Genomic DNA, 21,766 nt, shown 5'->3' with positions numbered 1-21,766 from the left:
GAGCCAGATCGACGATCTGCTGCCTTGGGCCTATGCGCCTCAGCCGCTCAAGGCCGTGGCCTGAGAACAGCGCTTACCGAGAACCTTGATGGCGCCCGCCGCGATCGCCACGACATCGCTAAACTGATGCATGTAAACGGCCTCCGAACTGGGGCTGCGTTGATGGATCTGGTGAAAGACTTCTTCCCTACCATCCCCGGCATCGACAACCGCGTTCTCGCGAAAATCGAAGACGTCATTCAATACGCCAAGGAGCAGAGTCAGCATGTCAATCGCCGGCCGACCTGGAACGCTCGCAGAGGTCGTGAGCCGGGCGGCCTCGGGCGAGCAAGCGCTAACAGTCGCGCTCCACGAATTCCTCGACGAGTTTTATCTCGACAGCGATCAAGCGAGTCGAGCACGCCGTATTGAGGACGAACCAGCCCTTCTCGGACATTCCGAGACAGACGCCTATATTGGCGCTGTTGGCGAGCATTTGGCGCGCCGGTGGCGGCTGGGAGAGCCGCCCAGATGGACGGATCGAAAAGCACGGTTCTTGACTAAGCCCTGGTTTCCGCCCGGTACCGATCAGGAAAAATCATTCCTATTGGCCGAAAGCCCATTAGCATTCCGGAGAAGAATGCTCTTCGTCTCGGCCGAACCACTTCGCCGCGCGCGCATGCCCCGGGATGAGCGTTGGTATGCTCTCGAAGAGTCCCGCACAGGCCTGAATCTTCGGCCAAGCGGATCTTCTGAGACACGTTAGCAGCTGAACATTCGCTGCCCGTCAACACCATCTATTGCAATTGCGCGGGGCAATCTTCGGGCTCGGTGAACGCTCTCGCTCGGCGACCTGCAACCAGGCGATTATCGACGCCAGAATTGCAAACGTGTAAGGGGCCGGCGGTTTATCTCTCGGTCCGGGTATGATACCCGTTCTCTATAAAGAGATCGGGTATCATGCCCATTCTCAGGGAGGCCCCACTGCGGTTCGTTACCACACCTATCGCCTCGCAGCTAACCGGCCTTTCGACGGATAAACTCCGCGAATGGACAAACCGGCGTGCCCTCATCCCAGCTGACGTGAGGCCGCGGCAAAAGGGCTCGCCTGCCAAGTTCAGCTGGCAGACGATCCTCGTGCTCCGCATCGCGTCCCGCCTGAAGAGCCAGTTCAAACTGGAATTGGAGGCTCACAAGGTTTTCTTCGCCGAGTTCCGGGCTCAGCTTCGCAAAACGTCATTCCTCGCGCTGTGGGGTAAACGTCTTGCGTTGGGAGCTGATGGCGAATGGAGTCTGGTTGACGAAGACAATCGCACTGCTCCTGACGACGTACTGCTCCTGCATCTGGATCCGCATCTCGCGATCATCCGTGACGGGTTCGCCCTCCCCGACCAAGCGACGGCCGATGGGCAGTTTGATCTGTTTTCATTACCAAACCTGCATCGCCGAAAAGGCAACTCCAAAACTTCGGGCGAGACACGTTCGGCTCAGAGACGGTCAGCATGACCGCTTTCCACCAATCGGCTGGACAAGGCGAAATTGCCTTCGCGAGACCGTTTGTTCATGTTATGTTCCAAGGCCTGAGAGATTGAGACTGTGACGACAATTGCTATGCAGGAATGGCTCGAAAGGCTCGGCTATGCCGCCGAGAGCGCCGTCCTGCATCGAAGGGACGAGCAAGTTCCTGAAACCCACCCCTATGCGCTCGAAATCAAAACCCTGCTCCGGATAGACGGCGCCATTCGTGCGCAGGCGGTTTTCGATGTTGAAGGTGTGCCGACCGTCGTTTTCGTGGGAAGTGATGGCCAACCCCTCTCTTCCAAAGCCCTCGACGAAATTCGTAAGCGCATCTGGAATCAGAATCTCGCCACGGTCGTGATCGAGATTCGCGGCGACAAGGCTATCGCCGTTCCTGCCCGGAAGCTCAGGCGAGCGGAGCAGACGCTTTCGCTTAGCGAAGCCCGACCTGACGGACCATTTTCCGCACTCGAAGTGGCTTCTGCAAACCTATCGCGTCGCATGCCAAAATGGTTCGACATCAGGGCGCGCGTCGACCGCAAGCTGCTGTCGAACCTTGCCACTACGGTCGAGCAATTGACCGAAAAGGGCTTCGACAATACCCCAGATGAAAAGAAGCGTCGGCGCCTAGCAGAGCTCCTGATGGGACAGCTGCTGTTCGTCTCATATCTCGAGCATCGGGATATAACCGGCCAGACCTACCGCAACAGGCGCAGCGTCAGGACGCTCACCGAGCTGGTAACTGCAGCTGACCGGGGCGGTGTCCTAGCGCTCATCGACCGGCTCCGGGCCGATTTCAACGGCGACTTTTTGAGCGACGATCGCCACGACCCGTGGACTGCGCTCGCGGCAGAAGGCTTCGCACTTCTGGATCGCTTCCTGCGGCGCACTGATATGCGAACCGGCCAGGGAGATTTCTGGAACTACGATTTCAGCTACATCCCCGTCGAATTGCTCTCGGGTCTATACGAGTCTTTCCTTTCGCCGGAGCAACAGGAGCAGGACGGCGCGTATTATACCCCGCGCAACCTCGCCATGCTGGCCGTTGACCAGGCATTGTCGACGTCCACCGATCCCCTTTCCGAGATCATTTTTGATGGGGCGTGCGGATCAGGCATTCTACTCACCACGGCCTATCGTCGCCTGATCGCCCTTTCGGAAGCGCACGAAGGGCGTCAGCTCACTTTTGCCGAGCGGGGTAAGCTTCTTTCCGAGCGAATTTTCGGCGGCGACATCAACCTGATGGCATGTCGTGTGACGGCCTTCAGCCTCTACCTATCTTTGTTAGAAGGACTGGAGCCCGCTGACATTCTGATTGCCCAGGAGAGAGAAGGCGTCAAACTGCCATCTCTGGCGCGGACCAATTTGGTCCACGGAGATCGCGCCGACTTTTTCAATCCGGCGCATGCCTTTGCCGACAAGCGCTTCTCGCTGATTATCTCGAACCCGCCCTGGAAGGAGCCGGAGGGCGACGCTCTCACGACAGCTGACGAATGGGCCAGCCGGACTGGGATCCCGTTTGCGCGTCGCCAGATCGCCGGCGCGTATGCGCTGAGAGCTGCCGAGTTCCTCACAGACGAGGGTCGCGTCTGTCTTATCCTCCCCATCGGTCAATTCCTTGGTGGCTCCAGCGAGAGCTTCGTTGCTCATGCCTTGAGGCTCTACAAGCCGTCGCGGCTGATCAATTTTGGCGATCTTCAAGCCCTGCTCTTCCCCACGGCGGAGAATACCTGCCACGTGTTTTCCGCCGCTCGTCGATCCGGACGGATCGCCTATGACGAGACCTTTGAATATTGGGTTCCCAAAGCGGACATCAGCCTGGCTCTCGGGCGGCTCAGCATGCAGTCCGCCGATCGCCATCAGGTCCAGACGCGGTCGATTATCGAGGATCCGCAGCTTCTCGTCACACTCATGTGGGGCGATGCGAACGACCTCGCGATTTGGACCAGACTATCGTTGCGCGGAACGTTTGCCGATTTCTGGAAAGGCCCCCGCGAGGCGCGCCGTTGGGTCAACCGGAAAGGCATTCATCTTCGTGACAAGAGCCGAGAGGCGGTCAGCACCGGACCACTCACGCGTATGCGCCATATTCCCATCGAAGCATTGAGGGCTGGCTCCCCGGTGTTGCACCCGGATCTGCTTACGAAGTGGCCGGAGGAACAGCTCACCGTTGTCGGTCTGACGGATGAGGTGTTGGAGGTCTTTGATGGGCCTCGGGTCATTTTCCCGGACGGCTTCTCAAAGGAGGAGCCGAACGTCCGCGCCGTCTATTATGGCGGTCCCGCCTCATTCACGCACAGCATAGGCGTCATTTCGGGAAAGAAGGACGACGCGGACCTGCTTAAATTTGCAGCCGTCTATCTCAGATCGAGCTTGGCCCGCTATTTCCTCATGATGCGTGGCTGGAAGATGCTTTGCGAACGCAATGGCGTGCATCTGGCCGATGTCGAAACCTTCCCTTTTTTCCTGCCCAAGAATGCCCCCGATCCGGATGTCGCGAACGCCGCGCTGCAGGCCGTGGTCAAACACGTCGCCACAATCTCAGCTTTGCCCGACACACAGCAGGCACCAAGGTACGCCGAGCTTCACGAGCAACTCGACAACGAAATTTTCCGTTATTTCGGCCTGACGCCCGAAGAACAAACCCTGGTTCGTGAAACAGTCGAAGTCCTTCTGCCGTCCGTTCGGCCGCGTAGCTTCAAGAGTCTCGACACCGTGGCGCAGTCTGCAGCCAAGCAAGATGACTTCACCATCTATGCTCGTGCTCTTGCAGAATCACTGACGGCGTGGCGAACTCGCACGAAAGGACGCGGCCGTTTCAAGGTTGATGTGGTCGCGAGCGACCCACATCGTCACGGTCCATCTGGGATAGTTCGCATCATCTACACGGCGGAACAAACTGAGGCGCCTGCTTATGACGCAGTTGTAGACGGCAACGTCGTCATCCAGACTTTGGCCGCGTTGCGAGACGCCGGCCTACGGGTCATTCCTACGGGAGAAACGCTGAACCTGATGCCAGATGTGCATCTGTGGGTGAACTCGGCTCTTTATCTCGTGCGACCGCTGACGCGACGCAGTTGGACCGTGAGGCAAGCGCTGCGCGATGCTGAACACATCGTTCGCATGGTTCAATTCTCGACTACTTCCGACAAGTTCGCGGTACCGGCGTGACGATGTCTTCTGCTTGGCTTTCGGCCTTCCCAATTCAGCCCGCAACCGAGGCCGTCGAGGCACTCTGCGATGCATGGCGCGATCTGGCCCAACAGCCGCGGAAGGAATTTCACCCGAAATCCAAAGAGCCCGCACTGACAAAGCGGCTGAGAATGTACGTCGAGACGCATACCGCCCGAAAGCGGGGCCTCCTTGGCATGTGGGCCGCTGAGGACAATTTCGGGGTCATCGATCCTGACACTGCCGAAATCATTGAGGAGCGCCGAACCGACATCGTCTACGGATGGAACGATAGCTCCCGGGAATTGAAGCTGGTGTTCGAGTTCAAGCGTATCGGCCGCCAAAAGAGTCATCGCGATCATTACCTCGGCCAAAGCGGGCTTGGGCGCTTTGTGACCGGCATCTACAGCCGCCATCAGGCCGTTGCAGCCATGGTCGGCATTTTGCTCGATCCCAAACCTGACGTTGTTCCGCCGATCCGAAAAGCATTAGGCAATCCCGTCCTCGCAACGGCGTTGAAGTTGCGACCTACAAAAGCGGGGTTTTCATTCGACCAGCCTTCAACCCTTTTTTCCGGCGCCGATTTTGACACCGAACACGATCGCGATCCATCGTTAGCCCCGACGCATGGACACATTCGTGTCGCGCATTTTTTCTTCGAGTTCGGATACGAGCTGCCCAAGAAGGAAAAGGCAAAGAAGGCGCCCAAGTCAATGTCGGAAGACTAATTCGTCACAAGTAGCGTTCTCCCAGCGCTGCACGTTCGACCGGATGTGATTTGATCACGGTGTGGCTCTAGAAAATATACCTATCCTCGCTCGCGATCTCCTCTCCTGCGATCTTTGACGAAGAACGGGGAGCCGTCTTCGGCTAGGTCTCAATCATATCGTCAGCCGCCCGCTTGATTGCGGATATTGCCTGCGACATCTCTTCGCGAACCTCGAAATGAAGAAACCGCATCTCGTCCTCGACGACGATGCGGCAGTGCGGGAACTGCCCGGGACGTTCCAAGCACTCTGTAACGGCACCAAGGCCTTCATCGACTCGTTTTTGTTCGCCTTTGCGCGAAGCGAGGAGACGCGCTTCTGCTCCTGGACACGGCCGGCACGCGGCTATCGTGCCCACTTCCTGAAGGAGGCTGCCCGACCGAGCAGGGATCCAGAACTTGATAGCCGCTACCATGTTTGGTGGATTATTGGGATGGCCGTCGCCACGTAAATGCGCGCGCTGCTGCGGCTTTAATAGTCGTACCAGCAAGGCGGCCGGTATCCAGTCGCTCTCCCGATTGAGGCGGCAAGTCGCAGGGTGGCGCCGGCGAATGCCACCTTTGCGCACGAGCCTCCCCATTTTAAGTGCTCCTCGGCTTCTCGCCGCTCGGACTAAATTATCGGAGGTCGGCTCAAAGCCTTGGGGAGGAGTAATAATGGCCCGAAAGGAAGATATTCACCTTCTTTGTGCGTCTAATGCCCGGTATATGATCCCGCTCACGGTGATGTTGACGTCGGTCGTGTGCAATTACACATCAGATCGACCGTTACATATCCATGTTCTGACCTCTGATATCGAGGCTGCTGGGCAGCTTGAACTCGAGCGGGTGATTGGCGAGAAGGCGCGCGACAAATTCGAGATCGTCTTCCATTGGTCTCCCGTCGATCTCTCTTCTTTCGAGGCATTTTTCTCTCAAGGGGACCTGAAATACATCTCGCCGGACGCCTATTCGCGACTGCTCGCCCCTCACGTCCTGCCTGCCGACTGCGAGCAGGTTATCTATCTCGACTGCGATCTCGTCGTCCTGGCAGATCTCGCTTTGCTCAGTGACGCGGCGAGTCCGCAATTCGCGATTTCGGCCGTATCTAACGTCTGGTATCCCTATGTATCGTCGAAGTTGGATGCGCCGCCGACATTGGACGTGTCGTCGACGTCGGAAACAGACGCCGTAGTGTTCAACTACGCCGAGCTCGGCATACCGCCATCAAACCGCTACTTTCAAAGCGGCGTGCTTGTTATCAACCTGAAACGTTGGCGAGAACGCAACGTGTCAGAGCGAGTGTTTCATTACCTCGCCGAGCATAAGGACCGCGTCCAATTTCTCGATCAGGGTGCGCTCAACGCAGTCCTCTTCGATGACTGGTTCCGCCTCGATCAGCGCTGGAACCAAGTGTCCACCTCCTTGCTTCCGGAGCGATGGATCGCACCAGCGTATAGTCGCGCCGAATGGGTCGCTTCCAAGAATAACCCGTTCATCGTGCATTATGACGGAAAACACAAACCGTGGAATCCTGACTACAAGCGACCACGATCATCATTTTTCGTGCGATACCTGAAGATGACGCCGTATTCTCGCCGAGTCGATATTTCACCTTTTGCGAAGCTCGAAAGCGTCATCGGTTACCGAGCCTTTTATGCGCTGTGGAGTCTCAAGAGGGCCGCAGTCGGCCTGCTGCAGACGGCTTTACGACCTGCATGAGAAATCTGCGTTCGGCCAGCGCCCGGCTCCCTTGCAGGGCCGAGGCCGGAATGCCGCGCGAGTTGTGGGATGGGGTGGGCTTTGGAGGTAGTCAGGCCGGCGAGTGCCGCGGCTTCCCTGGGCAGCCCTGATGCGCAGCACAAGTGTCGGGCACACAGCGGTAAAGTCCGCTGAAGACGCGGATCGGCGAGGCAACCGGCTGTGCATGTCAATGGAGGTGAGATGAACCGCAGTGCATCGGCACGATCGGCAGGGCACGCAGGCTCTGCCGCCCTGCGGGCTTGGTGAGCATGACCGCGGCCTGGGTAAGGCAGGGCGTCACGGCGCATTGCCGTGCTGCAATCGGCCCCGTGCTGTCCTTCGGCAATCAGGTGCTGTCGAGCGCCTGCAATTTTCTGACGACCGTTCTGCTCGCCCGCGCGCTCGGTCTCGAGGCTTTCGGCCTCTACACGATGGTCTGGCTACCGCTGCATTTCGCCATGAATCTCCAGCTCGGCCTGATCGTCAGCCCGATGATGAGCATCGCGGGGAAGGAGGGCGGAGCGGAGGCCGACGCCTACTACGCTGTGGTCGGGGTTCATCAGCTCGTCTTTGTCGCCATCGCCGTGGCCGGGATCTTTGGTGCCCTGACCCTCATGGCAGGCGCGTCGCAGCCGCTGCACGATGTCGCCCTGCCGGCCACGGTCGCCGGAGCGTGCTATCTAACCCAGGACTTCCTGCGGCGCCGCCTCTTCGCCCGCCGCCGCCCGGCTCGCGTCCTGCTGCTCGATATCGTCAACTTCGGCTTTCGGCTCGGCATCCTCCTCGCGCTCTGGCATGCGAATCTGATCAACGTCACGAATGCACTGTGGGTCGTCGCGGCCGCAGCCGCGGCTTCCATCGTCTGCGGTCTGGGCATGGCGGGGCCGTTCCGCTGGAGGTCGGAGGTCTTCGCAGCCGTTACCCGCCGGCAGTGGCGATCCGGCCGTTGGCTCGTTCTCACCGGATCGGCACAATGGGTGCAGGGTTACAGCGGCCTGATCGTGACGGCCGGGCTGTTCGGTCCGCGGATCCTCGGAGCCTTGCGCGTGGCCCAGAGCCTGCTCGCAGTCATGAGCGTCGCGCGCGAGGCGCTGGAGAATATCCTGCCGCCACTGGCGGGGAAGGCCCTGGCCGAGCACGGTCTGCCGGGCCTTCGGCATGTGCTCGGCCGGGCGCTGCTCTTCGCGGCGCTGATCGGAACTGCGGCGGTATCCGGCCTGGCAATGTTCGGTCAGTGGCTGCTGCATCGGCTTTACGGCGCCGAGATACTGGAATTCAGCTGGGTGATTATCTGGTCCTCGCTCGTCTTCCCGATAGCGCTGGTGAACGTCGTTCTGGGCTGCGCGTTTCGGGCGCTCGAGCAGACGCGGTCGGTCTTTCTCGCCGCGCTGGTCGGAGGCTGCTTCAACCTTGTCGCGGTCTATCCGGCGGCCGTGACCTTCGGCGTCGCCGGGCTGATCGCGGTCTCCCTCCTGTCGCAATTGATCGTTCTGGCCATCCTGGCGGCTCTGGTCGCAAGGATATCGGGATTATGGGTCGGCGCATCACCGGAGCACGATTCTGTCGCAGAGAGCGGCGCCACGGCCACATCGTCGCCATGAAGCCAAAGAGTGCACAATGTCGGGGCGGCCGATCTTATGCGGGGAGCAGTTGCAACGATGAAGGACGCGTCGGGTGCCGTCAGAACCCGTAGGCTGAGGCGAGCCTTTGCTGCGACGGTAGGGTCCGCGGCTTTGGCTTTCGCCACTTTGGCTCTGTGGAGCAGCGATGCACCGATAGATCATTCTCCTCCGACAACGATCGCACTGGGAATTCTGGGCGATTCCAGCAGCCATTCCTACCAAGACAGCCTGAGTTTTCCGCCCGGCTCAGCCGACCGCGGTGGAACGATTCGTTCCCATACTTTTCAGTGGACTGAAGTTTTAGCACGCCTGCGCAGCAATGAGTTGAACCTTGGTCCATGGGTGCGGTGGGGGCAGTCCAGACGTGTGGCTTGGTTGCGTAGCCTCATTGGGCTGCAAGCGGGCCGGACACCGAAGAAAGAAGATTATCTCTATAATTTCGCCAATTCCGGCGCAACATGCAACGATCTCATGGGCGCTTTGCAGCGGCTCGGTCAGGCGCGGCATCTGGTCAAACTGATGGACCGCGATCCCGGGCGTTGGCGCAGCAGCGTCGTCGTGATCCGCATCGTCAACAATGATTGGGAGGCGGTGTTGGATGAGCAGGTGCGCGATCCGAAGGCGCCCGCAGTGCGCGCTGTTGCAACTCATTGCGTCGAACAGATCGCTGCCGCCATCGGCCTGATTCATGCGGCCCACCCGCTCACTCGAATCTTGCTGGTTGGTGCGGGCAACGAGGCAGATGCCCCCTCGGCATTCGACAAATACCGCTCACCTGTCGCCGTCACCAACATTCAGGCTGCCCTTGACAGCTTCAACGCTGAGCTCCGCGAACTGGCCAAGAGCGACGTCCGCATCGCCTTCTTCGACCTTGGTGCCTGGTTTCAGAGTCTATGGGGTACGCGGACGGCGCACGGTGCTCCGGCATACAGGACGATCTCCGTAGGTAAGACGCTACGGGTAACCAACACGATGGGTGACGAGCCGAACAACGCGGTGTTGGGTGACGATCACGCCGGCCTCGTATTGAATGCGCTCTGGGCGCAGTCGCTAGTCATGTTCTTGCGAGAGAGTTTCGATCTGCCGCTGACGCCGATCAGCGATGAGGAAGTCGTGCGCGCCGTCACACAATTAGCGACCGAAAATATTGTGACCGACCCTCAACGGCCCAAAAAACAGGCTGACTAGGTATTTCAAAGCCAAGTTTGGCGAGCCCCATCGCCGCCATGCGCGCATAGATTTCGCTGTCAGATGCACCAGCCTTTGATACGCCGGAAAGGGATACGCTCCATGCCTCCATATATCAAGAATCCCGAGGTCGATAAGCTGATCGCGAACTGTTCGGCCTTACCAAGACCTCCAAGGTAGAGGCCATTAAAACCGCCCTCAGACACGAAATTGCCCATCGAAAGGGCCGTCTGCCGATGCGCGATCGGCTTGCCGAGTCCCTCGCCATGGCACGAGCGGCAGGGCCGTTTGCGCCCGGCGATCACAAGCGCGAAACCGCTGAGATGTGGGGCGAAGGCTCATGCTGTTCGTCGACGCATTCGTAAACGAAACGCTTTGGCTGAATGGCCGCACGTTCGCCCCAATGACAGCTGCGCAAGCGGCTGCGTACTCCAAAGAGCCAAAAGACGTGACGGCTCCGACTTGGGCCGAACCTCAATCGCACGCGACCGACGAACTCGAGGATGTGCAGATAGCCCTGCCCTCTCCAAGGTGGTGTAGCTCGCGAATTCTCGTTCTTTTGGGTTTCGCGGGCTAGGCACTCCATGCCTATGATAGCCGAACCATTTTGCTTGCTCGACCAGCCGTTCCTCGGCTCGCCGCATATTATCCTTGCAGTTCATGCTAAACCTGCAGCGCCGAAAGGAGGGCTTATTCACCCGCATGTTCAACACCGATGAACTTCTTTCCGCGTTGGATGAGCTCGGCGAAGCCGCCGTTGCCGCCGGCGAACGCCTCGACGTCGCGGTTTACGGTGGCGCAGCACTGATGCTGGCGAGCAATTTCAGATTCTCGACTGAAGATGTCGATATCGCTGAAATTGGAATACCTCAGCCGGAATGGCTTGATGACGCGGTGTTACGAATTGCGCGATCTCGAAGCTGGTCGGAAGATTGGCTCAACAACGCCGTCACCTTCCATCTGAGCAGTCTCGCCACCAAGCGGGATCATGAGATTTTTGGATCGTTCCCTAGGGCGTCCATTGGCGATGTCGGTCTCACCGTCAGCATTCCTACGGCCGACTATATGCTGGCGCTCAAGCTCAAGGCCATGCGGGTCAATGACCCAGCCAAAGGCCCGACCGAGGTTCAGGATATTCGAGCCCTGCTTCAGGTGACCGGCATCAGCACCGTCGATGGCGCAATTCACTGTCTCGCAAAATTCTTCCCCAGATCCGCAGCGGCATCGGAGAAGCAGCGTTTCCTGCTGCGGAATCTATTCCCCGAGCTTGCCGGCGGGAACAAGAGTCAAAAGAGCAATCGCAATGCGCCCCGATACCCTTTACGAAGTGGCAGCCGAAGAGACCCTGGGCGGGACGACTTTGGGAGATAATCTCCTCCAGGAATTCTTGGACGAGTTTTACCTGTCCTCGTCCGCCCAAGACCGGAAAAAGATGCTTGAGCAGGAACCTCCGCTGCAGGCTTCGGCCCGACGCAACGCCCTCTATGGCGCGGTCGCAGAATACCTTTCCCGGCAGTATAGGCTCGGATCAGGGCCAGCTTGGTGCTACGCGCCCGAACGGTTTCTCAATGAGCCGTGGCACACCTGTGACCGCCCTACTCCGGGCCTGATTGAGTTTTTGACGTTCTCGAGCCCAGCGGAATTTCGTCACCGCAATATCTTCACAGAGGCCCGCCCCTTGCGTCGAGCCACGACGCCAAATCGGTGATGGGGCCATTGCCATCGGCGGCAGGCCTAAAAGTTCTGAGGACGTCTTCTTGCCGCGCCTATGGATCTTGTCTGACCTTCACTTCGAAACGATTCCCTACCCGGAGGCGTTCGACCCGGCCCGGCCCGATTTCGATGTTCTTGTGGCAGCCGGCGACATCTGGGAAGCCGACGCGCTTCGCGCGTTCCGCTTCCTTCGAGCGTTGGCCGGATCGAAACCGGTCGTGTTCGTCATGGGCAACCACGAACATTGGAATGGCGAGATCAACGAGAATCTCGCCAGGGCGAAATTGCTTGCCGCCCAATCAGGAATCTCTCTTCTCGAAGAAAGCTCGGCTGACGTTGCAGGATGTCGTTTCGTCGGCGCCACCCTCTGGTCCGATTACACCCTTGCGGGCGATCCTAGCTGCCGCGCCGAAACGGGCGAACAGGTGGACGTCCAGCACGCCGGCGGCAGTCATCTCATTACAGTCGGTGATGCCCGCCGGCTACATGCGCGGTCGCGTTCCAGGCTCGGAGAGCTTCTATCTCAGCCAGGCTCGCTGCCCATGGTCGTTGTCACCCACCACGCCCCTCACCCAGTCTGCATAGCCGAGCCCGACCGTGGGACCTGGGCTGCTGGCAACTCAGCGTCAGATCTCTCGGATTTGACCGATCGAGGCAAAGCAGCGCTTTGGATCCACGGTCATGTGCATCGCTCAGTCAATATTCAAAGGCCCAACGGCACTCGCATTATCTGCAATCCCGCCGGCCCGCTGTTCTGCAACACAGCATTTGACGAGGGCCTCGTCGTTCTTGTCTAATCCGGCTCTCCATAGGGGAAGCCGTGGCGTAGGGCGCCTTCCCCTTGAACCCGGTCATTGATTAGGATTCAACGTGTTTGCCGGGATTGCATCCGACCGTCACATTGAACCGAGCCCAGAAATGACTTTCTCTTCTTTGAATGATCCGGTCGACATCGCGCGAGCAGAAGCCGCACTCGACGCGGCCTGGCATCAGATCAAAGCGTCGCTGAAAGAGGATGTCGACTTTGACTCGGAGCGGCTGCGGCTCGCCGACATCGTCGTGAGCCTCATCCCAATCGCTGAGGACGAGGCAGATCTAGCGCGACGCGCTATGGAGCGATATTTCAAAGCTCGGCCGTCGGGCTGATGCGAATGGCCTTAAAGGGATAACTCGGCAACACGCTCCTAGGCGGCACTTCCTCGCCCGCCGCCGCCGCGAAACCGAAGGTGCCTGGCAAGTTCGTCCGCAGTTTATCGCTCGTCAGCGCGGCCTACGGGCTGATCCCAGCGAAAACATCGTTCGGTCGCGACTACCCCGCACGACCACCGCGCCGCACGGCGAAAGCACGGCCAAGCCAGCGGATTGTTACAGATTGTAACGGGTAGGAACCCCCGCTCGCCGCACGCGTCTTTCCTTGGAGCAGGAAGCTCGCCGCTCCCGCAACGGGTTCAAGGAGTAGACCATGCACCGCGCCGCCCCAGAGATGCAGTCCTGCATCGACGAATGCCTGCAGTGTTATCAAACCTGCCTCGGCATGAGCACGAACCACTGCCTCAAGCTCGGTGGAGCGCACGCCGCCCCCGAGCACATCCAGCTGATGCTCGCTTGCGCCGAAATCTGTCGCGCCAGCGCCCAAGTTATGATCATCGGCTCCCCCCACCACAAGCATCTCTGCGCCGAATGCGCCGACATTTGCGAAGACTGCGCCAATGAATGTGAGCGGATCGGCGACATGGACGATTGCGTCCAGGCCTGCCGCAGTTGCGCAGACAGCTGCCAAAAGATGGCGGCGTAGTCGGTCCTGCCCTCGAATCTATGGAGAATTCAGATGATGCGCTTCGTTCTGACCGCTGGCCTCGCGGCCTCCATGATGACTGCGGCATTCGCCCAACCAGCTCCTAAGCCCCAAATGGGCGACAGCATGCCCATGAAAATGATGATGCCGGAGGCCTCCGATTCCGCATCAACCAAGGAATACAAGGCGAGCATGATGCGGATGATGCAGGCGATGCCGTCGAAGTTTACCGGCGATGCCGACGTGGATTTTATGATGCAGATGAAAGCCCATCATCAAGGCGCGATCGATATGGCCAAGGTTGTCCTCGCGAATGGCAAGGACCCGACCGTTAAGAAGCTCGCCACCGAAATCGTCAGCGCGCAGGAAAAGGAGATCAAGACGATCGACGAATGGCTGAAAACGAAGGGCAAATAGTGCCACTTCTGGAAGTTTTGGCTCGTATCGAGGTCCGCTTGAGCTTTCCAAAAGGAGGCCATCATGGAGCATGGCGTTGGCCAAAAAGGCCAGAACCATTATGGCCGCCTAGCGATCGAACTGACGCTGGATTTCATCGTGATGTACCTCGTCATGTACACGATGATCGCAGCGCTTGCGCATTTCCATTTCAATCTCAACAACGTCTACATGACCATGATGATGGTGGCGCCGATGACCATCATCATGCTCGTCTCCATGCGTTCAATGTTCCCCTCGTCGCGGCTGAACATCATTATCGGCGGCGCCGCCATTGCCGTCTTTGTCCTTGGCTTCATAGCCATGCGAACCCAAGCCGGCATTGGGAACGCCGAGTTCCTGCGCGCAATGATCCCGCATCATTCCGGCGCTATCCTGATGTGCGAGAAAGCCAACATCACTGATCCGGAGATCGTCGCACTCTGTCAAGAAATCACCAAGTCGCAGAAGGCGGAAATCGCGCAAATGGAGACAATCCTCGCCCGGCAGAGGTGAAACTCTTCACATCCGAAGCTGACATCCCCATTTCAAGCTTAGATTCTCAGCCCCGAGTGGGTTTGCCATCGGGGCAAGCCAGGGGAGGCTGTGATGAGGTTGTCTCGCCAAATCGCTCTATCGGCGGCCTGTTTGCTGCTCTTGGCGCAGCTTGAACCCGCGATCGCCCATCGTGCGAACCTGGCCCTGGGCCTGCGAGAGATCACAAGCGCTATCAACGGCAAGGTCTGTGCGACAGCAGGAGGGGCGCACTTCACCTTCGAAAATGATGGGCGCTTCTCGTATGATGGCCTTTGGCAGAGCAGCGGAAACTTCACGCTTGGCGATAGCGCGGTAGTGGTGACCTTCGACAGCGGCCTTCAGCGCACTTTTGAAATCTCCAAGCGAGACGGCGCGCTTTACATGGAACAGACCCGCGTCGTCTGCACTGCGAAGCAATAACACGAACCTTCAGCCGGGCGAGCAAACCGCCCGGCTCCCATACAATCTTGGGCTAGATCAGACCTGCTGGAGCCCTCGATAGCGCGCAAACACGTGCTGCTTGCCGGCCGAAAAGATGGCGATCTCGTAGGACTGCGGCGCTTGACCAGGCACCTCCATGCCGGGCGAACCGACCGGCATGCCGGGAACCGCGATGCCGATCGCCTTCGGGCGCTCGACGAGCAGCCGCTTTACCGCCTCGGCTGGTACGTGCCCTTCAATGACGTAACCGCCAATCTCGGCCGTGTGGCACGACATCAGCGCCTCCGGCACGCCAAGCTTGACCTTGAGTGGCAGTACGTCATCGAGCTCGACCACATCGACCGGAAAACCCGCAGCCTTGATATGCTTGACCCAGTTGCCGCAACAACCGCAATTCGGATCGCGGGCCACGGTCATCTTCGGCAGAGTTTCGGTCGCCGGCCCCGTTCCGGCCAGCGCCACGGTCGTGAAGGCTTGCGCTGCTCCGACCATCAGCCCGCGGCGGGTTGGTAACATATCGATCTGCATGTTCATTCTCCTTCAATCTCGACCCCGCCTTCACCGAAAGAAGACGTATTTGACCAGGGCAGCGATCGCCAACAGCAGCACGGCAACGCCGAGCCAGTGGAAAGCCCCCATGCTCCAGCCCATTCCGTTCATCATGTCGTGCATGTCAGTCACTCCACCTTATTCAACGACGGCAGCGTGCCGCTGCACCGACGTAGGCTGGACCGCTACGACGTTGGTTTCCTCGGTCGGCGGAAGCCGCCAGCCTTTGACCAGGCCGTAGATCGCCGGGATCACGAGCAGTGTGAGGACAGTCGATGAGACCATGCCGCCGATCATCGGCACCGCGATGCGCTGCATCACCTCCGAGCCGGTGCCGGTGTTCCAGAGGATCGGCAGCAGTCCTGCCATGATCGCGACCACTGTCATGATCTTCGGTCGCACGCGCTCGACCGCGCCCAGCATGATCGCTTCGTGCAGATCGGCCCGGGTAAATGCCCTGCCTTGCTGCGCACGGCACTGCCGAATCTCGACCAGCGCATGATCGAGATAGATCAGCATGATCACGCCGGTCTCGGCCGCGACACCGGCGAGTGCGACAAACCCGACAGCGACCGCGACCGACATGTTGAATCCAAGCCACCAGAGCAGCCAGACGCCGCCGACCAGCGCGAAGGGCAATGAGAGCATGACGATGAAGGTCTCGGTCAGCCTGCGGAAATTCAGGTAGAGCAGCAGAAAGATGATCGCGAGCGTCACCGGCACGACCAGCTTGAGGCGGGCCTCGGCCCGTTCGAGATATTCGAACTGACCGCTCCAGGCGACGCGGTAGCCTGCTGGCAGTGTGACGCTTTGCGTGATCGCGTTCTGGGCATCGCGGACATAGCCACCGAGGTCGCGCCCGACGGTGTCTACGAAGATGTAGACCGCGAGCTCGCCGTTCTCTGTGCGGATCGACGTCGCGCCGCGCTTGCGCTCCACATTTGCGACCTCGCCGAGCGGCACGCTGGCACCTGATGGGGTCGAGACCTGGACCTCGCGCGCGATTGCCTGCGGATCGGAGCGCAGGTCACGGGGATAGCGAATGGTCACGCCATAGCGCTCGCGGCCCTCGACCGTCGTCGTCACCGTCTCACCACCCATGGCCATCACGACTGCGTTCTGGACGTCGCCAACGGAAAGCCCATAGCGTCCCAGTGCGATCCGGTCCGGCACGATGTCGAGGAAGTAGCCGCCGATAACGCGCTCGGCATAGGCGCTGCTCGTTCCCGGCACCGCTTTGAGGACGGTCTCGATCTGTCGCGAGATCGCCTCCATCTGCGCCAAGTCGGTGCCGAACACTTTGACCCCGATCGGCGTGCGGATGCCGGTCGCAAGCATGTCGATGCGGGCCCGGATCGGTTGGGTCCAGGCATTGGAGACGCCCGGAAACTGGAGCGCCTTGTCCATCTCCGCCTTGAGGCTGTCGAGTGTGACGCCCTGGCGCCACTCCGCCTTCGGCTTCAGGTTGATGATGGTTTCAAACATCTCGGTCGGCGCCGGGTCCGTTGCGGTCTGGGCCCGCCCAGCCTTGCCGTAGACCGAGGCGACCTCCGGGAAGGAGCGGATGATGCGGTTCTGGGTCTGGAGCAGCTCGGCCGCCTTGGTGACGGAGATGCCGGGCAAGGTCGTCGGCATGTACATCAGCGTACCCTCATCGAGCGTCGGCATGAACTCCGAGCCGAGCTGACGCATCGGCCACAGGCTGAGGCCCAGCACCGCAACCGCCAGAATGATTGTCACAGTCTTGGCTTTGAGCACGCCGCGGATGAGCGGACGGTAGAGCGCGATCAGGAACCGATTGATCGGATTCCTGGCCTCCGGAATGATCCGACCCCTGACGAAAATCACCATCAGCGCCGGCACCAAGGTCACCGACAGCAAGGCCGCAGCTGCCATTGCGAAGGTCTTGGTGTAGGCGAGCGGACCGAACAGCCGGCCCTCCTCCGCTTCTAGCGTGAAGATTGGCAGGAACGAGACGGTGATGACCAGCAGGCTGAAGAACAGCGCCGGCCCGACCTCGCTTGCCGCCTCGATCAGGATCTCGATGCGCGGCTTGTCCGGTTGTGCCCGTTCGAGATGCTTGTGGGCATTCTCGATCATGACGATGGCGGCGTCGATCATGGCTCCGACCGCGATGGCGATGCCGCCCAGGCTCATAATGTTGGAACCAAGCCCAAGCGCCTTCATCGCCGCAAAGGCCATCAAGATGCCTACCGGCAGCATAATGATCGCCACTAGGGCGCTGCGTAGGTGCAGCAGGAAGACGACGCAGACCAGGGCGACGATGATGCTCTCTTCGATCAGCGTGCCCTTCAGCGTCTCGATCGCTCGCTCGATCAGCCCGGAACGATCGTAGACCGGCACAATCTCGGTTCCGCCCGGCAGGCTGGGTGCAATCTCGGCCAACCGGGCCTTGGCGCGCTCGATCACGGCGAGTGCATTTGCGCCGAAGCGCTGCAGGACGATGCCGCTTGCGACCTCGCCCTCACCGTTGAGTTCGGTGATACCGCGCCGCTCATCCGGACCGAGTTCGACGCGGGCCACATCGGAAAGGCGCAGCGGCACGCCCCGATCGCTTTTCAGGACGATGTTCTCGATATCGGCGTTCGATTTGAGATAACCGCGGCCGCGGACCATGAATTCGAACTCGCTGAGCTCGACTGTGCGGCCGCCCACATCCAGGTTGCTGCCGCGGACGGCCTCGCGCAGCGCAGCCAGCGAGACGCCCTGGGCCCGCAGCCGCACCGGATCGACCACGATCGCATATTGCTTGACGAAGCCACCGACGCTGGCAACCTCGGCCACGCCCTCCGCGCGCGAAGCCGCAAAGCGGATCTTCCAATCCTGCAAAGAGCGCAATTCGGCCAGGGTCATGTCCTTCGCCATGACGGCGTACTGATAGACCCAGCCGACACCGGTCGCGTCCGGCCCGAGCGTCGGCGTCACGCCCGAGGGCAGACGGCGCGCAGCGGTGTTGAGGTATTCCAGAACGCGCGAGCGCGCCCAATAGGGATCGGTGCCGTCCTCGAAGATCACATAGACAAAGGAGACACCGAAGAAGGAGAAGCCGCGCACGACGCGCGCCTTTGGTACCGTCAGCATCGATGTCGTCAGCGGATAGGTGACCTGGTCTTCGATCACCTGCGGCGCCTGACCGGGATATTCGGTGTAGACGATGACCTGGACGTCGGAGAGGTCGGGGATGGCATCGAGCGGCAAGGTTTTCAGCGCGTAGACGCCGCCAGCGACGGCGAAGGCCGTGGCGACCAACACCAGGATCAGGTTGCGCGCCGACCAGGCAATCAGGCGGGCGATCATGGTTTCGCCTCCGTCGTGGAGAAGCCGCTCAAGGCCGCCTTGAGGTTGCTCTCGGCATCGATCAGGAAATTGGCTGAGACGACGACGCGGTCGCCCTCGGAAACACCGACGCTGATCGCGACCCTGCCGTCGCCGCGTCGGCCGAGCTTGACCTCGCGCGGCTCGAACCGGCCTTCGCCGCGATCCAGAATCACAATGCGTCGCGTGCCACTATCGATGACGGCACTCTGGGGAACCGCCAGCTCTGCGCTTGCATCTCCCGCGCCGATCTCGACATCGGCGTACATGTTCGGCAGCAAGACGCCATCGGGGTTGGCGAGCTCGATGCGGACCTTGGCCGTGCGCGTCGCCTCGGCGATCTGCGGATAGATCACGCTGACACGGCCTTCGAACGCCATGTCGGGGCGGCCGCGCAGGCGCACCGTCGCCGGCGCACCGATACGAAGGTCGAACAGCTCGCGCTCCGGCACATCGGCCAGGACCCAGATCGTCGAAATGTCGGCGAGCCGGAACAGGCTGGTTCCGGCCGCCATCTTCATGCCGTCGCTGACGCTTCGCTCCAGCACGATGCCGTCGCGCGGTGCTGACCAGTTGATCGTCGGCGGCACCTTCCGGCTACGCTCGATCTCGGCAATGATTTCGGGCGGAACCCCGAGGTTTTCGAGACGCTGTCTTGCGCCGCCCTCGGGCACGCCGCGTGCGGCGGCATTGAGCTCGGTGACGAACTGCGCGCCCGCCGTGCTGATGTCAGGCGAGTAGATGCGCGCGAGCCGAGTACCCTTGGCAACGCGATCGCCGGTCGTCACCGGCGCGACCTCCTGGACGAACGCATCCGCGCGGATCGCCACGACGGAAACGCGTCGCTCGTCGAGCTGCACCACACCCGGAACTCGAATGGTCTGTGCGATGCTCTGGCGACGGACCGGTTCGGATCGCACGCCACTACGCTGGATGCGCCCGGGCGAGAGCTTGATGATCCCGTCCTCGCTCGCCTCACCCTCAAAAACGGGGAGATAGTCCATCCCCATCGAATCTTTCTTGGGCACCGGCGAGGTGTCCGGCAGCCCCATGGGATTGCGGTAGTAAAGAATGCGGCCCTTCTCCGCTTGGACCGCCTGCTCCTTGCCCTCAGGCTTCTCCTCGAAGCTGATGTCCTCGTTGGCCCGCACGGCCCTGAACGGCCTGCCATCGACCGTCTGAGCCGGCTCGGTCGAATAGACCGGCTTTCGATCTGGATCCTGATAGTAGATCACGGGCCCAACTCCAGCAGTCTCGTTTGCCGCGAGCGACCCCTCGATACCGAGCCAATTCTTCAGAGCAGGCAGCGCGATGCCGCGATGACCGGCCCAATAGCCTGCACCTCCCACCGCCAGAATGGCGGCGAGAGCGAGGCCTGTGAGGGCGAGGCGTTTCATGGCAGCGCCTTGAGGATCAGCTTGTTTTCGAGCGTACCGGTCTCACCCTGGACCTTGGCACCGAGCGACAAGCGCCAACCACCTTCCATGACCAAATTGGTCTTGAAGCTGTAGGTTCCTGCTTCCGGCGCAGGGAGCGCTTCGATCGGAGAGGCCATCGTGGCCATGCCCTCCGGCTCCATGTCTATGCGCTTGGCGAAGATGACGGCATCCGGCACCGGCTTGCCGGAGCGCTTATCGATCAGCCTGACGGTGATGACGACACCATTGCCCTGCTTGAATTCACTCTGGGTGAGACGGAATTCATAATCCTTGATCTCCGCCAGAGCCGGTAACGCAACGGCCATGAGCGGAAGCGCGGCGATGAGCGCGCGCGAAGTGCGGGTGATAAACACTGTCGAGATCCTGAGACGGTGAGGCTGCTGCGCTCACGTGTGCAGCTCCAACGTGGCGTTAGCCACGGCGCACCGACCACCCGGGTTCACCGTGCGGTCGCAACCGGCGCATGAGCGCCGGCTATGTCTCAGGTTCGTGGAGGTCGGGCGGGTGGCTCGCTCGGCTGTGACAGGCGCGCGGCCTCATTGCCCGCAAGCCCGAGCATTACGACAACAGGCTGAACAACCAGGTCATATGCCGTGGGTTCGCTCGCGAAGCTCTTAGCCAGGCAGAAGCTCAAGGCCGGGCAGTTCGTGGTGCAATCCGGTTGCTTGTCTTTCGGATTGGGGCAGCACGGCATCTCAGGCGACATGGTCGCCATCGTCTCGCTGTCCATGCGGGCATAACCGGCCTTTGCCGGCGCCACCAGGGCGACCAACATCGTGGCCGTGACGAACAGCCCCAGGACCAACACATTCGTGAGAAGTCGAAACTTCATGGCACCTGTTCTGACATACCGTCAGATATCGCAAAAGGGCGAGAACTGCGGCTGTTTGACCGGGAGCAAGCAAAATCGCTGCTTCGTGATCTCACCTTTGGCTAGTTAGCATACGGCGCAGGATGTCGTCTCGACGATAGAAATGGTGCCACAGCGCACCGGCAACATGGAACAGCGCCAGTACAAGCAGCGCCCAGCTGAGCCATCGATGAACGGGCGCGGCGCGGAAGCTAAGATACATCGCAACCGTACCCGTAAACGGCAGAAGCAGCAAAACGCCATACAGGGCAACATGAACGCCCGTCGCGGCCCATCGTTCGGGTGGCGACAACCCTTCAAGGGAAGGGCGGCCATAGAGATAGCGCAGCGCGATCTGGATCAGCGCCAATCCCATGACCAGCCAACCCATCCAGGCATGGACCTGGTGCAAAAACAGATCGAGCGGGGCAGGCTTCGTGAAGCCATGTGCCATATGGGTGCGTTGGATTGCCCAGGATGTGGGGACCTGGGCAATGCACAACAACGGCACGAGCCAGTGGATCCAGCGTTGGTAGACACCGAAAGACTTGGTCGGGCTGAGTTTGGGAACAAGGACGCTTTGCAACAAGCTCACGATTGAGGCCCGTTCGGTTGAATGGCGCGGTGTAGGTCGGGCATCAGCGGGAGGCAACCGTCGTCCTGTGCCAGGTGCCGGACGGGATCAACGCAGTCCCATTAAGCCGT

21 protein-coding genes are annotated in these 21,766 nt (G+C 60.3%); 13 read left to right on the top strand and 8 right to left on the bottom strand.

What is annotated here, in order from left to right; genetic code table 11:
- Positions 1-39: 39 nt before the first annotated feature.
- Entirely contained in the window at positions 40-267 is a 228-nt protein-coding gene (locus AC3WMA_RS25955; protein WP_492288142.1) for a hypothetical protein, read from the bottom strand.
- A 672-nt stretch (positions 268-939) separates the two neighbouring features.
- On the opposite strand from AC3WMA_RS25955, the gene AC3WMA_RS25950 reads away from it, so the two are divergent.
- The 3 genes from AC3WMA_RS25950 to AC3WMA_RS25940 all read left to right on the top strand — a co-directional run bounded on the left by AC3WMA_RS25950 (position 940) and on the right by AC3WMA_RS25940 (position 5,396).
- Positions 940-1,485 (top strand): hypothetical protein, encoded by a 546-nt coding sequence (locus AC3WMA_RS25950; RefSeq protein WP_492288141.1) that lies wholly within the window; start codon positions 940-942, stop codon positions 1,483-1,485.
- Positions 1,486-1,590: 105 nt separating this feature from the next.
- Complete coding sequence (locus AC3WMA_RS25945) at positions 1,591-4,668, top strand: N-6 DNA methylase (protein ID WP_492288140.1); 3,078 nt, start codon at positions 1,591-1,593, stop codon at positions 4,666-4,668.
- Between the two features lie 2 nt (positions 4,669-4,670).
- Positions 4,671-5,396: a Fis family transcriptional regulator gene (locus AC3WMA_RS25940; RefSeq protein ID WP_492288139.1), complete on the top strand. Its 726-nt coding sequence runs from the start codon at positions 4,671-4,673 to the stop codon at positions 5,394-5,396.
- Between the two features lie 142 nt (positions 5,397-5,538).
- On the opposite strand, the gene AC3WMA_RS25935 is transcribed toward AC3WMA_RS25940, so the two are convergent.
- A complete protein-coding gene (locus AC3WMA_RS25935; protein WP_492288138.1) occupies positions 5,539-6,015 on the bottom strand; it encodes a hypothetical protein in 477 nt (158 codons plus the stop codon).
- Positions 6,016-6,091: 76 nt separating this feature from the next.
- On the opposite strand from AC3WMA_RS25935, the gene AC3WMA_RS25930 reads away from it, so the two are divergent.
- From AC3WMA_RS25930 to AC3WMA_RS25885, 10 genes are all read left to right on the top strand, one after another.
- The gene (locus AC3WMA_RS25930) at positions 6,092-7,135 is read left to right on the top strand and encodes a glycosyltransferase family 8 protein (protein WP_492288137.1); all 1,044 of its coding nucleotides are present in this window, start codon (positions 6,092-6,094) and stop codon (positions 7,133-7,135) included.
- A 350-nt stretch (positions 7,136-7,485) separates the two neighbouring features.
- The gene (locus tag AC3WMA_RS25925) at positions 7,486-8,757 is read left to right on the top strand and encodes a lipopolysaccharide biosynthesis protein (RefSeq protein WP_492288136.1); all 1,272 of its coding nucleotides are present in this window, start codon (positions 7,486-7,488) and stop codon (positions 8,755-8,757) included.
- Between the two features lie 57 nt (positions 8,758-8,814).
- Positions 8,815-9,966 (top strand): SGNH/GDSL hydrolase family protein, encoded by a 1,152-nt coding sequence (locus AC3WMA_RS25920; RefSeq protein WP_492288135.1) that lies wholly within the window; start codon positions 8,815-8,817, stop codon positions 9,964-9,966.
- Positions 9,967-10,668: 702 nt separating this feature from the next.
- Positions 10,669-11,337 carry a hypothetical protein gene (locus AC3WMA_RS25915; protein ID WP_492288134.1) on the top strand — a complete coding sequence of 223 codons (669 nt, stop codon included), beginning with the start codon at positions 10,669-10,671 and terminating at the stop codon, positions 11,335-11,337.
- A 386-nt stretch (positions 11,338-11,723) separates the two neighbouring features.
- Positions 11,724-12,476: a metallophosphoesterase gene (locus AC3WMA_RS25910; RefSeq protein ID WP_492288133.1), complete on the top strand. Its 753-nt coding sequence runs from the start codon at positions 11,724-11,726 to the stop codon at positions 12,474-12,476.
- A gap of 73 nt (positions 12,477-12,549) precedes the next feature.
- Complete coding sequence (locus AC3WMA_RS25905; protein WP_157733025.1) at positions 12,550-12,825, top strand: hypothetical protein; 276 nt, start codon at positions 12,550-12,552, stop codon at positions 12,823-12,825.
- A gap of 316 nt (positions 12,826-13,141) precedes the next feature.
- Entirely contained in the window at positions 13,142-13,474 is a 333-nt protein-coding gene (locus tag AC3WMA_RS25900; protein WP_492288132.1) for a four-helix bundle copper-binding protein, read from the top strand.
- Positions 13,475-13,507: 33 nt separating this feature from the next.
- Positions 13,508-13,891 carry a CopM family metallochaperone gene (gene copM, locus AC3WMA_RS25895; RefSeq protein WP_492288131.1) on the top strand — a complete coding sequence of 128 codons (384 nt, stop codon included), beginning with the start codon at positions 13,508-13,510 and terminating at the stop codon, positions 13,889-13,891.
- A gap of 63 nt (positions 13,892-13,954) precedes the next feature.
- Complete coding sequence (locus tag AC3WMA_RS25890) at positions 13,955-14,425, top strand: DUF305 domain-containing protein (protein WP_492288130.1); 471 nt, start codon at positions 13,955-13,957, stop codon at positions 14,423-14,425.
- Between the two features lie 93 nt (positions 14,426-14,518).
- Positions 14,519-14,866, top strand: a complete 348-nt coding sequence (locus AC3WMA_RS25885; protein WP_492288129.1) for a hypothetical protein — start codon at positions 14,519-14,521, stop codon at positions 14,864-14,866.
- A gap of 57 nt (positions 14,867-14,923) precedes the next feature.
- Here AC3WMA_RS25885 and AC3WMA_RS25880 read toward each other — a convergent pair whose 3' ends face one another.
- From AC3WMA_RS25880 to AC3WMA_RS25855, 6 genes are all read right to left on the bottom strand, one after another.
- Entirely contained in the window at positions 14,924-15,415 is a 492-nt protein-coding gene (locus tag AC3WMA_RS25880) for a DUF411 domain-containing protein (RefSeq protein WP_492288128.1), read from the bottom strand.
- Between the two features lie 159 nt (positions 15,416-15,574).
- Positions 15,575-18,754 carry an efflux RND transporter permease subunit gene (locus AC3WMA_RS25875; RefSeq protein ID WP_492288127.1) on the bottom strand — a complete coding sequence of 1,060 codons (3,180 nt, stop codon included), beginning with the start codon at positions 18,752-18,754 and terminating at the stop codon, positions 15,575-15,577.
- Positions 18,751-20,169, bottom strand: a complete 1,419-nt coding sequence (locus AC3WMA_RS25870) for an efflux RND transporter periplasmic adaptor subunit (protein WP_492288126.1) — start codon at positions 20,167-20,169, stop codon at positions 18,751-18,753. The genes AC3WMA_RS25875 and AC3WMA_RS25870 overlap by 4 nt, the downstream gene beginning before the upstream one ends.
- A complete protein-coding gene (locus AC3WMA_RS25865; RefSeq protein WP_257735501.1) occupies positions 20,166-20,516 on the bottom strand; it encodes a FixH family protein in 351 nt (116 codons plus the stop codon). The genes AC3WMA_RS25870 and AC3WMA_RS25865 overlap by 4 nt, the downstream gene beginning before the upstream one ends.
- 176 nt (positions 20,517-20,692) lie before the next feature.
- On the bottom strand, positions 20,693-21,043 hold the full coding sequence (locus tag AC3WMA_RS25860) for a hypothetical protein (protein WP_492288125.1): 351 nt from the start codon (positions 21,041-21,043) through the stop codon (positions 20,693-20,695).
- A 91-nt stretch (positions 21,044-21,134) separates the two neighbouring features.
- Positions 21,135-21,656 carry a cytochrome b gene (locus AC3WMA_RS25855; RefSeq protein WP_492288124.1) on the bottom strand — a complete coding sequence of 174 codons (522 nt, stop codon included), beginning with the start codon at positions 21,654-21,656 and terminating at the stop codon, positions 21,135-21,137.
- Positions 21,657-21,766 lie beyond the last annotated feature (110 nt).

The sequence above is a fragment of the Allobosea sp. FW305-C-101 genome, assembly GCF_058783685.1.
Note: the sequence above shows the minus strand (reverse complement) of the source record. Positions and strands in the feature narration are given on the sequence as shown.